This window comes from Vreelandella sp. V005 (genome assembly GCF_052645115.1).
Genome location: NZ_JBQXYA010000001.1, coordinates 258408 through 279408, shown reverse-complemented (window position 1 = coordinate 279408; position 21001 = coordinate 258408). Strand labels below are relative to the sequence as shown.

20 protein-coding genes are annotated in these 21001 nt (G+C 57.3%); 9 read left to right on the top strand and 11 right to left on the bottom strand.

Features of this window, described 5'->3' with window-relative positions; all coding sequences use genetic code 11:
* The first annotated feature begins 12 nt into the window (after positions 1-12).
* The 4 genes from hslO to ACUN8H_RS01275 all read left to right on the top strand — a co-directional run bounded on the left by hslO (position 13) and on the right by ACUN8H_RS01275 (position 4802).
* Positions 13-888, top strand: coding sequence for an Hsp33 family molecular chaperone HslO (gene hslO / locus ACUN8H_RS01290; protein WP_290695646.1), 876 nt, complete (start codon positions 13-15; stop codon positions 886-888).
* A 358-nt stretch (positions 889-1246) separates the two neighbouring features.
* Positions 1247-2800 carry a phosphoenolpyruvate carboxykinase gene (locus ACUN8H_RS01285; protein WP_445530390.1) on the top strand — a complete coding sequence of 518 codons (1554 nt, stop codon included), beginning with the start codon at positions 1247-1249 and terminating at the stop codon, positions 2798-2800.
* 233 nt (positions 2801-3033) lie between these two features.
* Entirely contained in the window at positions 3034-3531 is a 498-nt protein-coding gene (gene msrB / locus ACUN8H_RS01280) for a peptide-methionine (R)-S-oxide reductase MsrB (protein ID WP_445530389.1), read from the top strand.
* Positions 3532-3581: 50 nt separating this feature from the next.
* A complete protein-coding gene (locus tag ACUN8H_RS01275) occupies positions 3582-4802 on the top strand; it encodes an alpha-hydroxy acid oxidase (RefSeq protein ID WP_445530388.1) in 1221 nt (406 codons plus the stop codon).
* Positions 4803-4860: 58 nt separating this feature from the next.
* On the opposite strand, the gene ACUN8H_RS01270 is transcribed toward ACUN8H_RS01275, so the two are convergent.
* Complete coding sequence (locus ACUN8H_RS01270; protein ID WP_445530387.1) at positions 4861-5715, bottom strand: LysR substrate-binding domain-containing protein; 855 nt, start codon at positions 5713-5715, stop codon at positions 4861-4863.
* A 126-nt stretch (positions 5716-5841) separates the two neighbouring features.
* Here ACUN8H_RS01270 and ACUN8H_RS01265 point away from each other — a divergent pair, with 126 nt between their 5' ends.
* The 5 genes from ACUN8H_RS01265 to ACUN8H_RS01245 all read left to right on the top strand — a co-directional run bounded on the left by ACUN8H_RS01265 (position 5842) and on the right by ACUN8H_RS01245 (position 11676).
* Complete coding sequence (locus ACUN8H_RS01265; RefSeq protein WP_445530386.1) at positions 5842-6072, top strand: DUF1127 domain-containing protein; 231 nt, start codon at positions 5842-5844, stop codon at positions 6070-6072.
* Positions 6073-6152: 80 nt separating this feature from the next.
* Positions 6153-8510: a Tex family protein gene (locus ACUN8H_RS01260; protein WP_445530385.1), complete on the top strand. Its 2358-nt coding sequence runs from the start codon at positions 6153-6155 to the stop codon at positions 8508-8510.
* 130 nt (positions 8511-8640) lie between these two features.
* Positions 8641-10284 (top strand): glutamate--cysteine ligase, encoded by a 1644-nt coding sequence (gshA, locus tag ACUN8H_RS01255; protein ID WP_445530384.1) that lies wholly within the window; start codon positions 8641-8643, stop codon positions 10282-10284.
* The gene (locus ACUN8H_RS01250) at positions 10281-10781 is read left to right on the top strand and encodes a disulfide bond formation protein B (protein ID WP_445530383.1); all 501 of its coding nucleotides are present in this window, start codon (positions 10281-10283) and stop codon (positions 10779-10781) included. The genes gshA and ACUN8H_RS01250 overlap by 4 nt, the downstream gene beginning before the upstream one ends.
* Before the next feature lie 43 nt (positions 10782-10824).
* Complete coding sequence (locus ACUN8H_RS01245; protein ID WP_445530382.1) at positions 10825-11676, top strand: alpha/beta hydrolase; 852 nt, start codon at positions 10825-10827, stop codon at positions 11674-11676.
* Positions 11677-11708: 32 nt separating this feature from the next.
* Here the strand turns inward: ACUN8H_RS01245 and ACUN8H_RS01240 are convergent, their stop codons facing one another.
* The 10 genes from ACUN8H_RS01240 to ACUN8H_RS01195 all read right to left on the bottom strand — a co-directional run bounded on the left by ACUN8H_RS01240 (position 11709) and on the right by ACUN8H_RS01195 (position 20999).
* Positions 11709-12122: a RidA family protein gene (locus ACUN8H_RS01240; RefSeq protein ID WP_445530381.1), complete on the bottom strand. Its 414-nt coding sequence runs from the start codon at positions 12120-12122 to the stop codon at positions 11709-11711.
* 11 nt (positions 12123-12133) lie between these two features.
* A complete protein-coding gene (locus ACUN8H_RS01235) occupies positions 12134-12541 on the bottom strand; it encodes an acyl-CoA thioesterase (RefSeq protein WP_445530380.1) in 408 nt (135 codons plus the stop codon).
* Positions 12542-12590: 49 nt separating this feature from the next.
* Entirely contained in the window at positions 12591-13271 is a 681-nt protein-coding gene (locus ACUN8H_RS01230; protein ID WP_445530379.1) for an ABC transporter ATP-binding protein, read from the bottom strand.
* Positions 13264-14016 (bottom strand): ABC transporter ATP-binding protein, encoded by a 753-nt coding sequence (locus tag ACUN8H_RS01225; RefSeq protein ID WP_445530378.1) that lies wholly within the window; start codon positions 14014-14016, stop codon positions 13264-13266. The genes ACUN8H_RS01230 and ACUN8H_RS01225 overlap by 8 nt, the downstream gene beginning before the upstream one ends.
* Complete coding sequence (locus ACUN8H_RS01220; RefSeq protein WP_445530377.1) at positions 14009-15049, bottom strand: branched-chain amino acid ABC transporter permease; 1041 nt, start codon at positions 15047-15049, stop codon at positions 14009-14011. Before ACUN8H_RS01220 ends, ACUN8H_RS01225 begins: the two co-directional genes overlap by 8 nt.
* Positions 15042-15962, bottom strand: coding sequence for a branched-chain amino acid ABC transporter permease (locus ACUN8H_RS01215; RefSeq protein WP_445530376.1), 921 nt, complete (start codon positions 15960-15962; stop codon positions 15042-15044). The genes ACUN8H_RS01220 and ACUN8H_RS01215 overlap by 8 nt, the downstream gene beginning before the upstream one ends.
* A 63-nt stretch (positions 15963-16025) precedes the next feature.
* Positions 16026-17168: an ABC transporter substrate-binding protein gene (locus tag ACUN8H_RS01210; RefSeq protein ID WP_445530375.1), complete on the bottom strand. Its 1143-nt coding sequence runs from the start codon at positions 17166-17168 to the stop codon at positions 16026-16028.
* A 108-nt stretch (positions 17169-17276) separates the two neighbouring features.
* Positions 17277-18926 carry an AMP-binding protein gene (locus tag ACUN8H_RS01205; RefSeq protein ID WP_445530374.1) on the bottom strand — a complete coding sequence of 550 codons (1650 nt, stop codon included), beginning with the start codon at positions 18924-18926 and terminating at the stop codon, positions 17277-17279.
* A 127-nt stretch (positions 18927-19053) separates the two neighbouring features.
* Entirely contained in the window at positions 19054-20187 is a 1134-nt protein-coding gene (locus tag ACUN8H_RS01200) for an acyl-CoA dehydrogenase family protein (protein ID WP_445530373.1), read from the bottom strand.
* Positions 20187-20999 (bottom strand): enoyl-CoA hydratase family protein, encoded by an 813-nt coding sequence (locus ACUN8H_RS01195; RefSeq protein ID WP_445530372.1) that lies wholly within the window; start codon positions 20997-20999, stop codon positions 20187-20189. The genes ACUN8H_RS01200 and ACUN8H_RS01195 overlap by 1 nt, the downstream gene beginning before the upstream one ends.
* Positions 21000-21001: the final 2 nt, after the last annotated feature.

Below are 21001 nucleotides of genomic sequence, written 5' to 3'. Positions count from 1 at the left end.
AGGTTGCCCATTATGTCCGATCAAATTCAGCGCTTTATGTTCGATCACACCAATGTTCGTGGCGAGATCGTTACCTTAGCGGCCGCCTACCACGAGGTGTTGGATCGCCACGCTTACCCACCTGCGGTCAATGAGCTATTGGGCGAGTTGCTCGCGGCCGTCGCACTGCTCACCGATACCGTAAAACTGGATGGCACATTGAGTATTGAAGTACGTGGACGCGGCGTATTGTCTCTACTGATGGCCGAGTCCAACCCCGGTGGTGAACTACGTGCGATTGCCCGCATCGCGGAAGACGCCGCACTGCCGAGTGAGCATGCCTCCTTCCGCGAACTGGTCGGCGAGGGCCAAATCGTGATTACGCTCGATCCCCGCGAAGGGCATCGTTACCAAGGGATTGTCGCGCTGGATCAAGAAACGCTGGGCGGCTGTCTGGAAGCCTACTTCAGCCAATCTGAGCAGTTGCCCACCCGGTTATGGTTAGCGGCAGATGAGAAACGCGCTGGAGGGCTACTGCTGCAGCGCCTGCCGGAAGAGTCACAAAACCAGGATGTCGATGCCTGGGATCGCAGCGTGCAGTTGGCCGATACGATCAAGACCGAGGAGCTTCTCGGATTAGAGCAGCGCGAAGTGCTCTATCGCCTCTACCACGAAGAAACCGTGCGCGTCTTCGACCCGAAGGCTTTGCGTTTTGGCTGTACTTGCTCGCGTGAGCGGATGAGTCATGCGTTGCACTCATTAGGCAAAGACGAGTTGCGCGATATTCTTCACGAACAGGGCGCTATCGACACCCAATGCCACTTTTGCCACACGAAATATCACTACACGGCAGCGGATATTGAAACTTTGTTGGATGACCCTGAAGCGCCATCCCCTACAATTCACTAAGTGTGTAGTCGAGAGCGCGGGAGCTTGGGTTTTAGCGCCAAACGAGGAGGGCCAGTAGATTCAATGAATACGGCACGCTGGCTAAACGGGCGTTTTAATTTCTACTGCGCTGCAACACAAAATATAGTGTCTTTGTAGTAGTTTAACTACAAGATATTTGATCTTCGCCCCCGTTTCCCGGGGGCTTTCTTTTTGCCATAATGCGCCGGACTTCAGCGTACCCAGCCGAATTAGCAGGGCTGGGGTGAACTTTAAGGCGTCGGAAAGAAAGTGATTACAAAGTAGCTCAACCCTCCTTTGTAGGCAGCTTCAAGCGCCCGGTAACGAGATACAATGGCCTCAAGGCCCAGGAATCGACATGACCACGACTCAAGCTCCCCAAGCCCACGTCAATCTCAGCAGCGCCGAACTTATCGAGCGCGCCGTGGCACGTGGCGAAGGCCGCCTCTCGGCTAACGGTGCCCTGGTAGTTAATACCGGCCTGCGTACCGGCCGCTCACCGAAAGACCGCTTTATTGTCGATGAGCCCTCTACGCGCAGCCAAATTGATTGGGGCAGCGTCAACCGTCCCTTCGATGCTGATAAGTTCGATGCCTTGTGGAACCGGGTCGAAGATTACCTGAACAGCCAAGAGCAATTTGTCTCTGAGCTTCATGTGGGCAGTGATGCTACTCACTACCTGCCGGTGCGTGTCACCACCGAGACCGCTTGGCAAAACCTGTTTGGCCGCACCATGTTTGTGCGCCCCTTGGCTTACAACCAAGCGGCCAAAGATGAGTGGACCATTCTGAATGCGGCGGGCTTTGAGTGTGATCCTGCTCGCGACGGCACCAACTCTGATGGCTGTGTGATCATCAACTTCGCCGCGAAAAAAGTGCTGATCGCGGGCATGCGCTACGCCGGTGAAATGAAAAAAGCCATGTTCTCCGTACAGAACTTCCTGCTGCCGGCCGCTGACGTACTGCCGATGCACTGCTCGGCGAACGTGGGCGAAGATGGCGAAACCTGCCTCTTCTTTGGTCTCTCTGGCACCGGTAAAACCACGCTTTCTGCCGATCAGGCGCGTTTTTTGATCGGTGATGATGAGCACGCCTGGGGTGACGACATCGTCTTCAATATGGAAGGCGGCTGCTACGCTAAGTGTATCGATCTTTCTGAAAAGAATGAGCCGGTCATTTGGAACGCGATCAAGTTTGGTACCGTGCTGGAAAACGTCGTGCTGGATGACCGTCGTGAGCCCGACTACGCCGATGATAGCCTAACGCAGAACTCGCGTGCCGCTTACCCGCTTGAGCACGTCGAGAAGCGCGTGCCGGAAAACCTGGCGGGCGAGCCGAATGCGATTGTGTTCCTGACCTGCGATATGTCTGGCGTGCTGCCTCCTGTCTCAATTCTTAGCAAAGAAGCTGCGGCTTATCACTTCCTGTCCGGTTATACCGCTAAGGTAGGCTCGACTGAGATGGGCTCGTCTGAAGGTTTGGCCGCCACGTTCTCTACTTGCTTTGGTGCACCGTTCTTCCCGCGCCCGGCACGTGAGTACGCGGACCTGCTGATCAAGCGTGTCGATAAGAAAGACGCCCAGGTATATCTGGTCAACACAGGCTGGACCGGTGGTGCTTACGGTGAAGGTGGCTCGCGCTTCTCTATCCCGACCACGCGTGCCATCATCAGTGCCATCCAGTCAGGCGTACTGCGCGATATCGATACCAAGCATATCGTCGGTCTCAACCTGCAAGTGCCTGTCGCCGTGCCTGGCGTTGACTCTAGCCTGCTCGACCCGCGTGAAACCTGGCAGGACCGCGACGCCTACGACCGCCACCTTAAAGAGCTGGCGACCAAGTTCGTCGACAACTTCAAAAAGTTCGAAGGCGTTAACGAAGCGATCATCCAGGCGGGGCCCCAGTTAACCTAATGGTTAGCGGCTGGTAGATGACTGAACCGGTGCGTTTACTAGCTAAAAAGGCAAGTAGCCAAAAAGGTAGGCTAAAAAAGCAATCGGCGGGTGTAAGTATTCGACGGTTAGAACGACTAAGTGCTTAGAAGTGATCGCCATTAAAATCGATCGACGCCAAATGGGACAGCGCTTCGGCACTGTCCCATTTTTATTGGCTACTTTCTTCGCAGAACAGCACGGGAGCAATACCCATGAAAAGACGTCAATTCTTAGGCTTAGCGGGACTCACCGGCGTAGTAGGGGCGATACCAGGCTTATCGTTTGGCTTTCCAAGGCTTGACCTTGAACCTGCCCCAGGGTTGGAAAAGCTAGAGCTGAGTGAAGAGGAGTGGCGCGAACGGCTCTCCGATGAAGCCTATAACGTTCTCCGCGACCATGGCACTGAACCCGCCTTTTCAAGCCCTTTAGACAAAGAGTGGGGTGAGGGCGAATATCGTTGCGCTGGCTGCGATCTATTACTGTACACCAGTGAAATGAAATATGATTCTGGTACCGGCTGGCCAAGCTTTTTTGAGCACGTAGAAGGACACATGCTCACCGAGCTTGATTTCAAGCTGGTTTGGCCCCGCACTGAATACCACTGTGCACGCTGCGGTGGCCATCAGGGACATGTCTTTGAAGACGGCCCCGACCCTACCGGCCTGCGCTGGTGCAACAATGGCGTGGCGCTGCGCTTTGTGCCAGCGTGAGCAAGCGGATAGATGGGCGGGTAATCAAAAACAATCAGTAGGAGGGTGGTGTGAAAGGTTGGCTCCAACAACGATGGACTCGAAAAAAACTCGCCCGTATCCATAACTTGCATGACGTTGAACGGCTCGCCCGCAGAGCGCTACCACGGCCTATTTTTGGCTATATCGATCATGTCGCAGAGGATGGGCGAACCCAGCGCGCTAACCTCACCGCTTTTGATGATTATCGCTTTTTGCCCAAGGCGTTTGTCAATGTGTCGCAAATTGATCTGCACACAGAGCTATATGGCAAACGCTACGCCGTGCCTTTCGGTATTGCCCCTATGGGCATTAGTGCGCTTTCTACTTACCAGGGCGACCTAGTGCTAGCGCGAGCAGCAGCGAAGCGCAACTTACCCATGATCATGAGTGGTTCATCGCTGGTGCCCATGGAAGACGTGGCCAAGGTGGAAGGTGCCGACTGGTTCCAGGCCTACTTACCCGGCACGCCCGAGGGCATCGAAGCGCTGCTCGCGAGGATCAAGCGAGCCGGTTTCAAGAAGCTGGTGGTTACGCTGGATTACCCCGTGCCGCCCAATCCGGATAATTTCCGGCGTTCAGGTTTTACATCCCCTTTGGAGCCAACGCTTCGCTTGGTAATCGATGGGTTGATGCGGCCAGGCTGGTTGTGTAATACCTTTCTGCGCACGCTCTGGAAACAGGGCATGCCGCATTTCGAGAACAACCACGCCGAGCGAGGCGCGCCAGTGATCTCCCGTCAAGCTGCGCGAGACTTTTCAGGACGTCGCCATTTTGACTGGGGCTATCTCGATCTGGTGCGGCGGTTATGGCCAGACACGCTGATCGTCAAAGGGGTGCTCAACCCTGAGGATGCGGTACGCGCCCGCCAAGCCGGCGTAGATGGCATTATCCTCTCCAACCACGGCGCCCGTCAGTTGGATAGCACTATTTCTCCGCTCCAAGTGCTGCCTGAGATCAAGCGTCGCATTAGCGATATCCCCATTATGGTCGACAGCGGCTTTCGCCGAGGCACCGATGTCATCAAGGCCCTGGCGCTGGGCGCTGACTTTGTCTTCGTGGGGCGCCCCTTCAATTACGCGGCTGCTTGCGCAGGGCAGGAAGGCGTAGAGCATGTTGCCGCTCTTCTAGAGCATGAAATTGAGCGCAATATGGCGCTATTAGGGCTGACCAGTCTTTCCCAGTTGGATCGTTCATGCCTTTATCAACCATCAACCGGTGAAGTACCACCGCCGTTACCCCCCATGCCTTAAAACGCTCGCTGAGCTCGCTTTTTCGTTACCACGCGCTACGGTTTGTGCAGCTAACTGATTAAAGCCTAAACCCTTCAACGATATGCTCGGCCAGGCTGTCGATGATGGGAGAGTGAGCGGTGGAGGTGCGCAGCAGCACAATGGAAGCTTCAGGCAGGGCAGGAAAGCCCTCCCGTTCACCCAGGATCTGCATATCAGCGGTGACGAGGCTACTCATCCATGCCGAGACGGCTAGCCCGGCACTCACCACGGCTTGAAGCGTGGCCAAGCTGGGGCTGCTGTAAGCCACCCGGTAACCTGTTCCTGCACGATCGAGCGCATGGCAGGCGTGGCGGCGGCAGAAGCAGGGGGCCTCAAACATGGCGAGGGGGAGTGGTGAAAGCAAATGCGTGCTATGACTCGCCGCGGAGACCCACACGGTTGACTCACGCCGTAGAAGAGTACCAATTTCATCGCCTACTTCGCGGGTAATGATACTCAGATCGAGCCGCTCATCCTGTTGCTGCAATAACACCGATGACGGTGCGCAGTGTACGTCGACATCAATCATTGGCCACGCCTGGGAAAATGATTTCAAGATACCGGGCAGAAAGCGCATGACATAGTCATCCGGCACGCCCAGGCGGACACGGCCAACCATATCAGGCTCGCGCAGCACGTTAAGGGCCTCGCTATGCAGGTCAAGAATACGCCGCGCATAGCCAAGTAGCGTATGCCCCTCGCTAGTCAACTGCAGCGGCTTGCTCTGGCGCAGAAACAGCGGACGCTGAATAACATCCTCCTCCAGCCGTTTGATCTGCATACTCACGGCGGATTGCGTGCGGTTAACCGCTTGTGCCGCACGAGTGAAACCGCCCTGATCGACGATCGCAACAAAGGTACGCAACAGTTCGTGATCAATCGTAGATAGCATGGCCATGAGTATCAATATTTTTGATGTTGTATATCAGAGGTATTCGTTGGATTGATTGTAGACGCTGATCAATACTTCCTTCAACGCTTATTTGCTAGGCCGTTTAAACGGCTAAAGGAGCTTGAAATGGAGTGTTCAGTCGCAACTCATCAAAACGCCCAGCGCCAGCAGGCAGAGCAGTGTTTAAGCAAAGTAACCTGGCGGGAAAGGTTCTATCGCTGGCGGCAACTGAGTCGCGAGCGCTATGCATTGCGTCACTTGAGTGACGACATGTTGAAAGATATTGGCATCAGCCGTGATGACGTTCAGCGTGAATCGCATCGGCCGTTTTGGGATGACCGAGGCTGGCGTCGTTAGTGGAGCAAGTCATGCCAGCCATGGTGGGTTTGTGATACCTTGTGGGCACTAAAAAATGCTGCATGAGTTAGTTGCAATTTATGGATGTCAATCAGCGTATTATTTCCCGCCTGGCCACCGAGCTAAGCGTAAGACCCGAACAAGTCGCCGCCACGGTGGAACTGCTGGATGGCGGTGCCACCGTGCCGTTTATTGCCCGTTACCGTAAAGAAGTCACCGGCGCGCTGGACGATATCCAACTGCGCCAACTGGATGAACGCCTGCGCTACCTGCGCGAGCTGGAAGAGCGCCGCACCGCTGTTCTCGCAGCCATCGATGAGCAGGGCAAGCTGGACGCCCCGCTGAAAGCGAGCATTGAGGCCGCTGAGACCAAGCAGCGGCTGGAAGATTTATACCTACCCTTCAAGAAGAAGCGGCGTACCAAGGCGCAGATCGCCCGTGAGGCAGGGTTAGAGCCTCTGGCCGATGCACTACTGGCCGATCCAACGCTTAACCCGGAAAGCGAAGCGGAAAACTACCTGCGTCCGGCTGAGGGTGATATTCCCGCCATCGAAGATGCCAAGGCGGCGCTGGACGGCGCCAAGCAGATATTGATGGAGCGCTTTGCTGAAGACCCGGAGCTGATTGGCCAACTGCGCGAGCGCCTCTGGCAGGAGGGTGAGTTAAGCGCCCGTGTGCTGGAAGGCAAGCAACAGGAGGGCGCCAAGTTCTCCGACTACTTCGAGCATGACGAAAAACTTGCCAAGGCGCCTTCTCACCGCGCTCTGGCGATGTTTCGGGCGCGCAACGAAGGCGTGTTGAGCCTGTCGATCCGCTTGCCTGGTGAAGAGGAAGCCCCGGTGCACCCCGCCCAGGTGACGATTGCCAAGCAGTTCGGCATCAGCGACCAGGGCCGTGCGGCGGATAAATGGCTATCCGAAGTGGTGCGCTGGACCTGGCGCGTGAAGCTTTACACGGCACTTGAAACCGAGTTGCTCGGTCGCTTGCGCGAACAGGCTGAATTAACGGCGATTGAGGTGTTTGCCGCCAATCTTAAAGACCTATTGCTAGCCGCGCCGGCGGGGCAGAAAGTAACGCTGGCCATCGACCCCGGTCAGCGTACTGGCTGTAAAATCGCGGTGATCGATGCCACCGGCCAGTTTGTCGACCACACCACGATTTATCCCCACGCGCCGCAAAACCAGTGGAATGAGGCCTTGAGCGTGTTGGCCAAGCTGGTTAAACAGCACGGCGTCGAGCTGATTGCGGTAGGCAACGGTACCGCCAGCCGTGAAACCGACAAGCTGGCCGGCGAACTACTCAAAGCGTTGGCCCCTGCCCACCGCTTGAGCAAAGTGATGGTGTCGGAAGCGGGGGCTTCGGTCTACTCCGCCTCTGAGTACGCTTCCCGGGAAATGCCCGATCTTGATGTTACGGTGCGGGGCGCTGTCTCAATTGGCCGCCGCCTTCAAGACCCCCTCGCCGAGTTGGTGAAAATCGAGCCTAAATCGATCGGGGTGGGCCAGTACCAGCATGATGTTTCCCAGGTGCAGCTCTCACGCAGTCTGGAAGTGGTGATCGAAGACTGTGTTAACGCCGTGGGCGTTGATCTCAACACTGCCTCCAGTGCATTGCTTTCGCGAGTGGCGGGTTTGAGCACGGCGTTGGCCGAGAATATCGTTGCCCAGCGCAACGTTAAAGGCGCTTTCAAAAGCCGTAAAGAGCTGCTGGAAGTCAGCCGCTTGGGCGCAAAAACTTTTGAGCAGTGCGCCGGCTTCCTGCGTATTCATAACGCCGATAACCCTCTGGATGCCAGCGCCGTTCACCCGGAAGCCTATCCGCTAGTCGAGCGTATCGCCAAGCAGAGTAGCCGTGAAGTGCGCGGCTTGATTGGCGACAGCGCAACGCTAAAAGCGTTGAAGCCTGCCGACTTCGCCGATGAGCGTTTCGGTGTGCCCACGGTGAGCGACATTCTTAAAGAGTTGGACAAGCCAGGCCGCGATCCGCGCCCGGAATTTAAAGCCGCTGAATTCCGTGAAGGGGTCGAAACCCTCAACGACCTCAAACTCGGGATGGTGCTGGAAGGCACCGTGACAAACGTGACGCACTTCGGCGCTTTTGTGGATATTGGCGTTCACCAGGACGGCCTGGTGCATATCTCGGCGCTGTCTGATCGTTTTATCGATGATCCACGTAGCGTGGTGAAAGCCGGGGATATCGTCACCGTCAAGGTCATGAACGTGGATATTCCTCGTAAGAGGGTAGGGCTGTCGATGCGCTTGGATGACCAGCCGGAAACTGAAAACGCAGCCAATAAGAGCAGTGGTTCGCCTACAGATCAGCGCAGCGGCTCACGTAAACCAGCGCGTAGCCAGCGCAGCAGCGCAAAGCCTGCGGAAGCACCGGCCCCCATGGGCGCGTTAGGCGCCGCGCTGTTAAAAGCGCGCGGCGGCAAATAGTCGCGCGCCTTGAAAAATGCATGGTTGCCGCCATATTCTGTTTTCTATTTTGAGACAGCGATGATGGCGATGCCACCTGACTACACCAAGGCCCGCTTACAGCGGGCTTTACTGACAAGGAGTGTTCACCTTGCCTGAACCACTCACTGTGCCATCTGCGCTGACCGCGCAAGTCGAGCGCCTGTTTCCCAGTGCGCGCCTTGGTCGGTTGGGACGCCTGCGTCGTGGGCTTGAAAAAGAGGGGTTGCGGGTTGATGCCAATGGCCACATTGCGCAAACGCCGCACCCGCACGCGCTGGGCTCTAAACTCACCCACCCGCATATCACCACGGATTACTCTGAGTCGCTGCTTGAGTACATCACGCCGGTATACTCGCAGCCGGGTGAAGCGCTGTGCTTTTTGTCTGATCTGCACACGTTTACTTATCATCACCTAGAAAATGAGTGGATCTGGCCCGGCAGCATGCCGTCGCGGCTTTCGGGGAACGACAGCGTACCGATTGCAGATTACGGCAGCTCCAATGTCGGCACCATGAAGCATGTTTACCGTAAAGGGTTGGACATGCGCTATGGTCGTATCATGCAGGCAATTGCGGGCGTTCATTACAACGTGTCGTTGCCGGACGATATGTGGCACGCCCTGCGTGAGATGGAAAAAGCCACCAATATCCCGTTTAACGATTACCGCTCCACCCGCTATTTCGGCATGATTCGCCACTTCCGTCGTCATAGCTGGTTACTGCTTTATCTGTTTGGTGCCTCACCGGCTATCGATAAGAGCTTTTTACCCGACGACAAGAAAGTGCCTGAAAAACTGCAGTCACTCAGCGACGACACCTACTTCGCGCCGTATGCAACGACCCTTCGTATGTCAGACTTGGGTTACCAGAACAAGGTACAGTCGCAGCTCAAAATCTGTTTCAACTCGCTCTCCAATTATGTCAACACCCTGCGTCATGCCATCTCGTCGCCTTGGCCGGACTACGAAAAAATGGGGGTTAACGTCGATGGCGAATGGCGACAGTTAAACGCCAACATCCTGCAGATTGAAAACGAGTACTACAGCGATATTCGCCCCAAGCGTGTCGCCAAGCACAACGAAACGCCCAGCCAGGCCCTCGAAGCCCGTGGTGTGGAATATATCGAAGTTCGCTGTTTGGATTTAAATCCTTTCGATCCTCTCGGCGTCACTGAAGATCAAATGCGCTTTGTGGACACCTTCTTGATGTGGTGTCTGCTCAGCGACAGCCCCTGGATCTCTGACGAAGAGTGTGACCGCTTAGACGACAACCGTCGTTGGGTCGTCGAGCGTGGCCGTGATCCTGAGCTTGAACTTTACAATCACGGCGAAACCACCTCGGTGCGGGAGTGGGGCGAGCAAATTTTCACTGAGATGGGTGAAGTCGCCCGTCTGTTAGATGCTGTCGAAGAGGGCGCCCCGCACGCGAACGCCTTGGCAAGCCTCGCCCCACGCCTCGCAGACCCTTCGCTAACGCCGTCTGCCCAGGTGCTCGAACGGCTCAAAGCGAACGGTGGCTCGCTGAGTGATTTGATGCTTAGTCTGGCCCAAGAGCAGGCGGAGCAGTTGAAAGCCGAACCGATGCAGCGCAGCCGCGAAGCACTGCTTGCCCAACTGATTGAGACCTCGCACCAGCAGCAGCACGATATTGAAGCCGCTGACGAAGAGTCATTTGAGTCGTTCCTAGAGGTCTATTTCACTAAAGCTCGCGAGTCCCGCGCCTTGTCGGCGCTGCCACCTGAGGTTCGTCAATGATTCTGCACTCCTTTCGCTCTACTGCCCTGGCCGGTTTAGCTTTTTGCGTTTTAATGATGGCGGTAGCCCTGGGACTAGAACATATCGGTGGCTTTGAGCCTTGCCCGCTATGCATCTTCCAGCGTGTCGCGGCCATCGCGGCGGGCATTGTGTTTGCCATTGCCGCTATCCACAGCCCGGCCGGGCGAGTGGGTAAGGTGGTTTACGGGCTGCTGGCGCTGGTTGCCGTGGGCACCGGTGCCTTTATCGCCGGTCGTCATGTGTGGCTGCAAGGCTTGCCCGCCGATGAAGTGCCCTCCTGTGGCCCAGGGCTCGATTACATGATGGATATCCTGCCCATGCAGGATGTGGTGGCCATGGTGCTGACCGGTTCAGGGGAGTGCGCCAATATCGATTTCTCCCTGCTAGGCCTTTCGCTCCCCGCCTGGACGCTGATCGGTTTTGCCATTCTGGCCATCGCCCCGTTACGGATGCTGTTTTTTAAAAGCCGGGGTTAGCCATGCGCCAGGGATAAGGAGCGCCAGCTATAAGGAGATCGGCATGCTCTATCGACACTTTGCGACCCAAGAAGAGATCGATCGCGCCTACGATCCGATGCGCGGTCGAGACCCAGTGGTGTTGGCCAAGGAGTGGCGTGAACGTAGCGAAGTATCACGGGGGCGCCACCGTGTAAGTCTCGATCTGCCTTATGGCCCAACGCTTGCCGAGCGCATGGATATCTTCCATGCTGATCATCCAAAAGCCCCGGTGCATGTGTTCTACCACGGCGGCTACTGGCGCGCTCTCAGTCAACGAGAATTCAGCTTTATCGTCGATGAACTGATCAACGCCGGTATCACCGTCGCGGTGGTCAACTACGCGCTTTGCCCGCAGGTACGCTTTAGCGAGCTGGTGCGCCAGAGTCAGGCAGCGATTGCCCACGTTTACACGCATGCTGCTGAGTTAGGCGTCGATCCTGAGCAATTGAGCATTTCGGGCCATTCGGCGGGTGGGCATCTGTGTGCCATGCTAATGGCGACGGATTGGGAGGGCACGTTTGGCTTGCCGAATCAGTTGATTCACGGCGCGCTCTGTATCAGCGGTCTCTACGACCTACGACCCTTCCCATGGTCTTGGCTGCAGCCCAAGCTTCAACTTAGCGGTCGTGATGTACAGGAATTCAGCCCGTTATGGCTACCGTGCCGGGTGCCTGCGCCTATAAAGCTGGTGGCAGGGGAAGGGGAGTCAAAAGAGTTTGAACGGCAGATGAGTCGCTATGCTGAGTATTTGAGCCAGCAGGGCCAAACAGTGACTCAGCAGCTACTTTCCGACGTGGATCACTTCTCTATTCTTGAGCACTATCTAAACGACGGCTGCTTTGTTGAGTGGATTAAAGGGTTTCACGATTTATAACAGCGCCTCGCTAGAGGCGCTGTCTATAGCGGCTACTCAGCAGGAATCACCGCCGTCGCTTCAATTTCCACCTTGGCCTCATCCTCAACCAGCCCCGCCACCTGCACCATCGTCATGGCCGGAAAATGCTTGCCCAGCACTTCGCGGTAGGCGGCGCCTACCTCTTTAAGCCGTGCCAAATACTCCTGCTTATCCGTCACATACCAGGTTAAGCGTACGATATGCTCTGGGCCTGCATTCGCCTCTTTCAAAATCGCCACGATATTCTGCAGCGCTTGGTTAACCTGAAGGACGAAGTCGTCGCTTTCGAACACCTGGTCGGCATTCCAGCCAATCTGACCGCCCACAAAAACCGTCTGGCCGGAAGCCAGCACACCATTGGCGTAACCGATGGCAGGCTTCCAATGAGAAGGGTGAAGAAGTTGATGAAAGGTGGCGTCACTCATGATGGCTATCCTTATAAGTTATCGACGGTAATGCGCTGGCGTATTGCCTCGGTCCATGGCATCGACTTACCGCTATTTAAATCCATAAAAACCAGGGTGGAACAACTCGTTAAGCGCTTTTGATCGCCGCAATAAGCGGTGATCTGCAGGGTCAGGCTGCTACGGCCCAGCGCCTGCACCAACAACTCGAACGTTAGCCGCTCCCCTAACCGGCTAGGGGCGTGAAACTGAGTGTCGATCGCGGCCGTGGGTACGCCGGTGTCGCTCTTTACATGCAGCTGATTAAAGTCGTGCTGCACGACCTCCTCGAACCAGTCCTCGACCACTGAATTGATCAGCTCAAAATAACGCGGGTAAAAGACGATTCCCGCCGGATCGCAGTGCTGAAAGCGAACTTTCCGCTGAGTGGTAAACGCCATGGTTATCTTCCTGTTCTATTCGCGGCTTTCTTCTCAACTTTATTTCACATTACACACCCAGATAACGATCACGTACCGTGCTGTCCAGCGCGGCGGGTTTGCCGTCCCACACCGTGCAGCCTTTTTCCAGAATGGTGCAGCGGTCAGCGATGGGTAGAATTTCACTCAGCGACTTATCGACCAACAAGGTGGCCTGCCCCTGCTCCTTAAGCAGCCTAATCGCCCGCCAGATCTCCTGGCGAATCACCGGCGCCAATCCTTCAGTGGCTTCATCCAGCACCAGCAAGCGCGGATTAGTCATCAACGCCCGTCCAATGGCCAGCATCTGCTGTTCGCCTCCGGAAAGGGTCTTAGCCATTTGCGCGCGACGCTCCTCCAGGCGGGGAAATAGCGTTTCCACTTTCTCCAGCGTCCACTCGCCGGGGCGGGCCGTGACCAACAGGTTTTCGCGTACCGATAAGTTGGGAAAGCAGCGACGACCCTCCGGCACCAAGCCAAGCCCCGCCTTGGCAATGCGATAAGCGGGCAGGCGACGTATATTTTGAGCTTCGAACTCAATCGTGCCGCGGCTGGCAGGGGTCAGCCCAAAGATCGAGCGGATCGTGGTGGTCTTGCCCATGCCATTGCGGCCCATAAGGGCAACCATTTCACCGGCCGCAACCTCAAGCGTAACGCCGAACAGCGCCTGGGAGGGACCGTAAAACGTCTCAATGTCAGCAACTTTAAGCATCAACATCTCCCAGGTAGGCTTCACGGACGCGCGGGTCCTGCTTGATGGCGTGGCTATCGCCATGGGCGATCACGCTGCCGGAAACGAGCACCGAGATACGGTCAGCAAGGCGAAAAACCGCTTCCATGTCGTGTTCGATCAGCAGAATGGGCACTTCCAGCTTCAGTGCTTCAAGCAGCTCGGTTAGTTTTGCCGACCCTTCCGGCCCCAGGCCCGCCATTGGTTCGTCCAGCAGCAGGGCGCGGGGCTTGAGCGCCAGGGCGCAGGCGACTTCCACCTGACGGCGCTCACCGTGAGAAAGCTCGAATACCGGCGTCCAGGCGCGATGGCTGAGCTGCATACGTTCCAGCGCCGCATAGGCAGGCTCGAGCAGGTCACGGTCGCGGGCGACCGGCTTCCAGAAGCGAAAGCTGTGATTCTGCAGCGCCTGAACGCCCATCATCACGTTGCGCATCACCGACAGCGGTTCAGCCAGCGATGACACCTGAAAGCTTCTCCCCAGCCCAAGACGTGCGCGCTCGGCAATGCTCATCGTGGTAATGTCGGTATCAGCCAGATAAACGCGGCCCTGGTCGGGGCGCAGGCTGCCGGCAATCTGCCCGATTAACGTAGATTTGCCCGCGCCGTTAGGGCCAATCAAGGCATGGATTTCCCCCTGCCGGAGATCGAGCGACACATCGTTGGTCGCCTGCAGCGCCCCAAAGCGCTTGTGCAGCTTTTGCAGTGAAAGGACAGCCTCACTCATTGCGCTCACTCCCAGCCAGCCAACCCATCACACCGTGCTTGGCAAATAGCACCACGCCAAGCAGCACTAGCCCTAGAAACAGCTGCCAGTACTCGGTGATGCCCCCCAGGAAGGTTTCCATCATCACAAACAGCACCGCCCCGGCCAGCGGGCCATAAAGGCGCCCAACACCACCCAGGATGACAATGACCATCAGCTCACCAGAGAAGTGCCAACTGAGCATTGAGGGGCTGACGAAGCCGTTCAGATCCGCGTAGAGCGCTCCGGCAAGCCCGGTGATCGCCGCAGAAATAACGAACGCCACCAGACGAATGGGATACGGGCTGACCCCCGCCGTTGCCAGTCGTACGTCATTCAGCCGTGCCATTGTCAGCGCAGCACCAAAGCGGGATTTCATCAGCCGCGAAGTTAGCGCCATCGCCAGCACCAGCCCGGTGAAGCAGATTAGGAAATAGGTTAACGCATCACTGCTGTCGACAAGTGGCAGGGTGTTGCGTATATAAATAGGCAGCCCATCCTGGCCGCCATAGGTGGGCCAGGAGTTGGCAAAGTAGTAGATCATTTGCGCAAAGGCGAGGGTGATCATGATGAAGTAGACGCCCGTGGTGCGCAGCGAAATGGCGCCGATCGCCAGTGCCAGGAGGGCACACAGCACGACGGCGGCCAGCCAAACCACCAGCAGGCTATCGCTGCCCGGCACGCTGAAGGGCCAGCTCATGAATGGCGTCATGTCGAAGGCATGATAGGCGCTGATGCCCGCTACATAGCCACCCAGGCCAAAATAGGCCGCGTGACCGAAGCTCACCATGCCGCCATAGCCAATCGCCAAGTTGAGCCCGACGGCCGCCATGGCAATGATGGTGACCCGCGAGGCCAGGTTGACGTAATAGGTGTGACCCAAAAAATAGGCGGCCACGGGCAGTAAAAGCAGCAGGCCGAGCAGGATCATCTGTACCAGGCCTTTGCGGTCGAAGTGGCTCTCCGCGTGGGTGGCTGGTGCAGCGTTCTTGGAAAGGGAAGTGGTATTAGTCATTGGCAGCAAACAGTCCCTTAGGCTTGAACGCGAGGATGACGGCCATGAGGATATAGATCAGCATCGCAGCCAGTGAAGAACCGACCCCGGTGGCTTCGGAAGGCGGCATAAATGTTTGAAAAAAGAGCGGCAGGTAGACGCGCCCCAATGTATCGACAACCCCTACCAGCAGTGCACCGAATAACGCGCCCTTGATCGAACCGATCCCGCCGATCACGATGACCACGAAGGCCAGGATCAGCACCGGCTCGCCCATACCGACCTGCACGGACTGCAATGCCCCCACCAGCGCACCGGCCAGGCCTGCCAGCGCAGCCCCCAGGGCAAACACTACGGTATAAAGCTTGGCAATGTTGACCCCCAGTGCGCCAATCATCTCGCGGTCACTTTCGCCCGCCCGAATGCGCATGCCTAGCCGCGTGCGGGAAATCAGCAGATATAGGGCAATCGCAATAGCGACCCCCACCCCGATCAGCATTAGCCGGTAGATCGGGTAGCGGGTCTCCCCCGGAAGGGTGACAAACCCGGTAAGCCAGGAGGGTGGGCTCAGCCATAGCGGCGACGAGCCGAAGAGCCAGCGAGTGCCTTCCGAGAAGATCAGTATCAGTGCAAAGGTCGCCAATACCTGGTCGAGATGCGGGCGATGATAGAGACGACGTATGACCAGCAGCTCGACCAGCGCGCCGACCAGGGCCGCGGCCATCATGCCCGCTGCCAGGCCGATCAGAAAAGAGCCCGTCGAGGCAGTGACCGCGGCCGTGGCGTAGGCGCCCACCATGTAAAAAGAGCCGTGGGCAAGATTGATCAGCCCCATCACCCCGAACACTAGGGTGAGGCCACTGGCCATCAAAAACAGCATGGTGCCTAGCTGAACGCCGTTAAGCAGTTGCTCGATTAGCAGGGTAACGGACACGTTAGTTAACCTTAACGAAGGGAAAGATAAGTGGCTGGGTGCAGGCACCCAGCCGAGGCGAGCTTACATTTCGCACTGTTCGTAGTAGACGTCCTGGATATCTTCGATTGCGACACCAATCAGGCGATTAGTGGGCTCGCCATCGTCACCTTCAACGACTTCACGCACGTAAATATCTTGGATGGGGTGCTGGTTCGGGCCAAAGCGAAATTCTCCACGCACGCTGTCAAAGTCGGCGGCCCGCAGTGCTTCGCGAAAGGCATCCTTGTCATCTGGGTGAGCAGTTTCAAGGGCGCTAAGAATCAGATTGGCGGTGTCGTAACCCTGCGCTGCGTACAGTGTTGGCATGCGGTCATAAGCGGCTTGGAAGCCCTCTACAAAGCGGTCGTTGGCCTCGTTTTCCAGGTCATATGCCCATAGCGAGGTGTTGCGTGCGCCAATCGCCGCACTGCCTACCGCTTTGATAAGAATTTCATCAAACGAGAAGGCGGCGCCGAAGATTGGCATCTCCACGCCCGAGCTTTCCCACTGTTTCATAAACGAAATGCCCATACCGCCGGGCAGGAAGAAGAAGAGGCTATCGGCATCGCTATCACGAATCTGGGCGATTTCGGCTGCGTAGTCGGTCTGACCCATCTGGGTGTAAAGCTCGCCAACGACCTCACCTTCATAGAGGTGCTTGAAGCCCGCCAGCGCATCGGTACCCGCCGGGTAGTTGGGCGCCATGATGATCGGGCGCTCATAACCCTGTTCGCGCATGTAGGCACCCATGGCGCCATGCAGGTTGTCGTTCTGATACGCCACGTTGAAATAGTTTTCGTGGCACATGCGGCCAGCCAGGTCGGAAGGGCCCGCATTGGGCGAGAGGTAGAAGGTGCCCTGACGTACCACTGAGGGAACGACGGCCATTGCCAAGTTGGACCAGATGATACCGGTCAGGATATCGACCTCATCACGCTGCATAAACTCATTGGACAAGCTGCGCGCCAAATCAGGGCGTCTAGCGTCATCCTGGATCAGCACTTCCACATCGTCGCGGCCTGACTGCTCAAGCGCCAGCATAAAGCCGTCGCGAACGTCCACGCCCAGGTGCGAGCCGCCGCCTGAAAGCGTGGTGATCATGCCGATCTTGACATCTTCAGCGTGCGCGGCCAGCACGCTTGAAGAGAGCAGTAAGCCAAGGCCAAAGCGGGATATCATTTTCATGGATCATTCCTCATTTTTTAATCGTTTATTGCTTAGAGGGTCATGCGTTAGTGTCGTTGCTACTTATGTTGATGCTATTTATGTCGGTGCTATTTATGTCGGTGCTATTTATGTGGTGCCAGGAGCGCCAGCGCTCGGGTAATGTTCCTGGCTCAGCCGAAAGCGCTGAACCTTACCCGTGGGTGTTTTAGGTAGTGCCTCGATAAAGCGTAGGGAGCGAGGGTACTTATACGGCGCGATGGTCTGCTTCACGAAGTCCTGCAACATTTGCTGACATTCTTCATCTTGCTGAAAACCATCGTTTAGAACAACAAAAGCCTCGACAATTTGCCCACGCTCCTGGCTGGGAGCGCCGATCACCGCGCATTCTTTGACGGCAGGGTGGGCCAGTAGCGCGGCCTCCACCTCGGGGCCTGCGATGTTATAGCCAGCCGAGACGATCATGTCGTCGTTGCGAGCGGCGAAATGAAAGTAGCCCTCCTCATCCTGATAAAACGCATCGCCAGTGATATTCCAGCCTGCCTTTACATACTTTTGCTGGCGCTTATCGGCCAGATAGCGGCAGCCGGTGGGGCCGCGCACGGCCAGTTTTCCGACCGTGCCAAGCGGGACATCTCGCATGTCGTGATCGACGATACGCGCTTCGTAACCCGCCACCGGCTTGCCGGTACAGTGGGGGCGGTGGTCATCCAGGCGATTGGTGATAAAGATATGCAGCATTTCCGTGGCGCCGATGCCATCGAGGATCGGCGTGCCGGTTTGCTTGATCCAATCGTGATAGATCGGCGCAGGCAGGGTTTCACCAGCGGAGACGGCAACGCGCAGACTGCTTAAATCTTCGTGGCGTGTGGGCGCGGCAAGCATCGCTCGATAAGCGGTTGGTGCGGTAAACACTACCGTGGCCTGATACTCGCGGATGATATCCATCATGTTGGGCGGTGAGGTGTGTTCGAGCAGCACGGCGGTGGCGCCAAAGCGCAGCGGGAAGATGGCCAGCCCGCCCAGGCCAAAGGTGAAGGCCAGCGGGGGAGAGCCGACGAAGACATCCTCCGGCGTTACCTGCAGCACTTCCTTGGCGTAGCCATCGGCAATTGCTAATAGGTCGCGGTGGAAATGCATGGTGGCTTTTGGCGAGCCGGTGGTGCCCGAGGTAAAGCCCAGTAGCGCCACATCGTCGGCGGCGGTATCCACTGCCTTAAAGGTAGCGGGTTTGCTGAGTGCCAAGCGATCGAGTTCCGCATCGTGGTTGGCGGTGCCATCAAAGCCGACGATACGTTTGAGCACCGGGCTGTGCTGTTGGCATTCAACCAGGTCATCGAGTAGGCGGGTGTCGCACAAGGCTAGACTAATTTCCGCTTTATCGATTACCTGGCATAGCTCTTTAGTGCGCAGCATCGGCATGGTGTTGACCACCACCGCTCCCGCTTTTGTGGCGGCTAGCCAGCAGGCCACCATGGCCGGGTTATTCGCGGAGCGGATCAATACCCGCTGGCCGGGTATCACGCCCAGGTCTTCGGCCAGCACGTGGGCTAGGCGGTTGGTCCACTCTGCGAGCTCGCGGTAAGTGCGGCGTCGCCCGTTGCCCGCTAAGGCAATGCGTTCACCGTGACCCTGGTCGAGCAGCCGATCGCAAAGCTCAACGCCCGCGTTCAGTCGTTGAGGGTAATCGTAGCCCGCGAGTAGAAACTCAGGCTGACAATCAGTGGGTGGCAGGTTATCCCGCGCAAAAGTATCAGCATGGGCCGACTGGATGTACATGACCAACCTCCGTATTTGGTGTCGTTGTTTATTCCTGACGACGCCTCTACGAGAGGCGTTATCAGGGATACGGTGTCTGGCGTTGTGTTTTATTGTTTTGGGTACTGCTGTTCGGCTTTTTTGCTGTTTACTCCTCCGCGAGCATGCTGCGGGCGATGACGACTTTTTGTACGTCGGAAGCGCCTTCGTAAATACGCAGCGCGCGGATTTCCCGGTAGAGGCTTTCGATAATATGGCCCTTGCGAACGCCGTCGCCGCCGTGCAGCTGAACTGCCTGGTCAATCACCTGTTGGGCCTGGTCGGTGGCAAACAGCTTGGCCATCGCCGCTTCACGGGTCACTCGCTCAGCGCCTTGATCTTTCGTCCAGGCAGCGCGGTAGACCAGCAGGGCGGCGGCATCCACATTGAGCGCCATATCGGCCAAGTGGCCCTGCACCATTTGTAGATCAGCAAGAGTGGCGCCAAACAACTCCCGGGAGCGGCTGCGGGAGAGCGACTCTGCCAGCGCCCGGCGAGCGAAGCCTAGTGCAGCCGCACCAACCGTGGAGCGGAAAACGTCCAGCACCGACATGGCAATCCGAAAGCCTTGCCCTGGTTTGCCGATCAAGGCGCTGGCAGGCAGCACCATATCGTTAAAGCCAAGCCGCGCGAGCGGATGAGGCGCCACCGTCTCCAGACGTTCGCGGATCTCCAACCCTGGGGTGTCGGCGGGCACTAAAAAGGCCGAAAGCCCTTTGGCACCGGGGCCTTCACCGGTGCGGGCGAAGACCGTGTAAATATCGGCAATGCCGCCGTTGGAGATCCAGGTCTTTTCGCCATTCAAACGGTAGTTGTCGCCATCGCGCTCGGCGGTGGTATCCAGTTGCGCCACATCAGAGCCAGAACGAGGCTCGCTAAGGGCAAACGCGGAAAGCGCTTCGCCTCGGCGGGTTTTATTCAGCCACTGCTTCTGCTCATCGCTGCCATACAGGCTGATGGCGCCGGTGCCCAGCCCCTGCATGGCAAACGAAAAGTCGGCCAGGCCATCATGGCGGGCCAGGGTTTCACGGATCAGGCACAGGCTGCGTACATCGATATGCTCGCCCGCAGTGCCTTCCAGAAACCCGGCCTTGCCTAAATCGCGTACTAATTGAATGCAGGTCGCATCCACATCGCTGTGGTCGCGGGGCAGCTCAGCGCGGCACCACGCTTCCAACTGCTCGGAAAGCTCGCGGTGCTGGGCCTCGAAGAAGGGCCACTCCAGAAAACGCTTGTCGCTCATCAATCCCCCTTGAACTCAGGTTTTTGTTTGGCTACGAAGGCGTGGTAGGCGCGCTCGAAATCGTTGGTCTGCATGCAGATCGCCTGGGCCTGGGCTTCCGATTCGATCGCCTGCTCCAGGCTCATCGACCATTCCTGGTTTAACTGGGTCTTGGTAATGCTGTGGCCAAAGGTCGGGCCCTGGGCCAGGCGGGTGGCGTAGGCAATGGCGTCTTCTTCCAGGGAGTCTGATTCGACCACGCGATTGTAAAAGCCCCACTGGAAACCCTCTTCGGCACTCATGCTGCGCCCGCTGTAGAGCAGATCGGCGGCGCGACCCTGGCCAATGATGCGAGGCAGAATGGCACAGGCGCCCATATCGCAGCCCGCCAGGCCCACGCGGGTAAACAGGAAGGCCGTGCTGGCGCGGGGCGTGGCGAAGCGAATATCCGACGACATGGCAATGATTGCCCCAGCGCCAACGCAAATACCGTCCACAGCGGCAACGATCGGTTTGCCGCAATTCAGCATCGCCTTGACCAGATCCCCGGTCATGCGGGTGAATTCGAGCAGGCCCTTCATATCTTTGCCCACCAGGGGGCCGATGATTTCATGCACATCGCCGCCGGAGCAGAAGTTCTCGCCGTTGGAGGTAAATACCACCGCGTGCACATCCGAGGCATACGCCAGGTCACGAAAGGTATCGCGCAGCTCGGCGTAGCTCTCGAACGTCAGCGGGTTTTTGCGCTCTGGGCGATTGAGCCGAATAACCGCGACGTCACCACGCATTTCCCAAATAAAGTGCTCGGGGGCCAGGTCAGCCATGCTTTTCATAT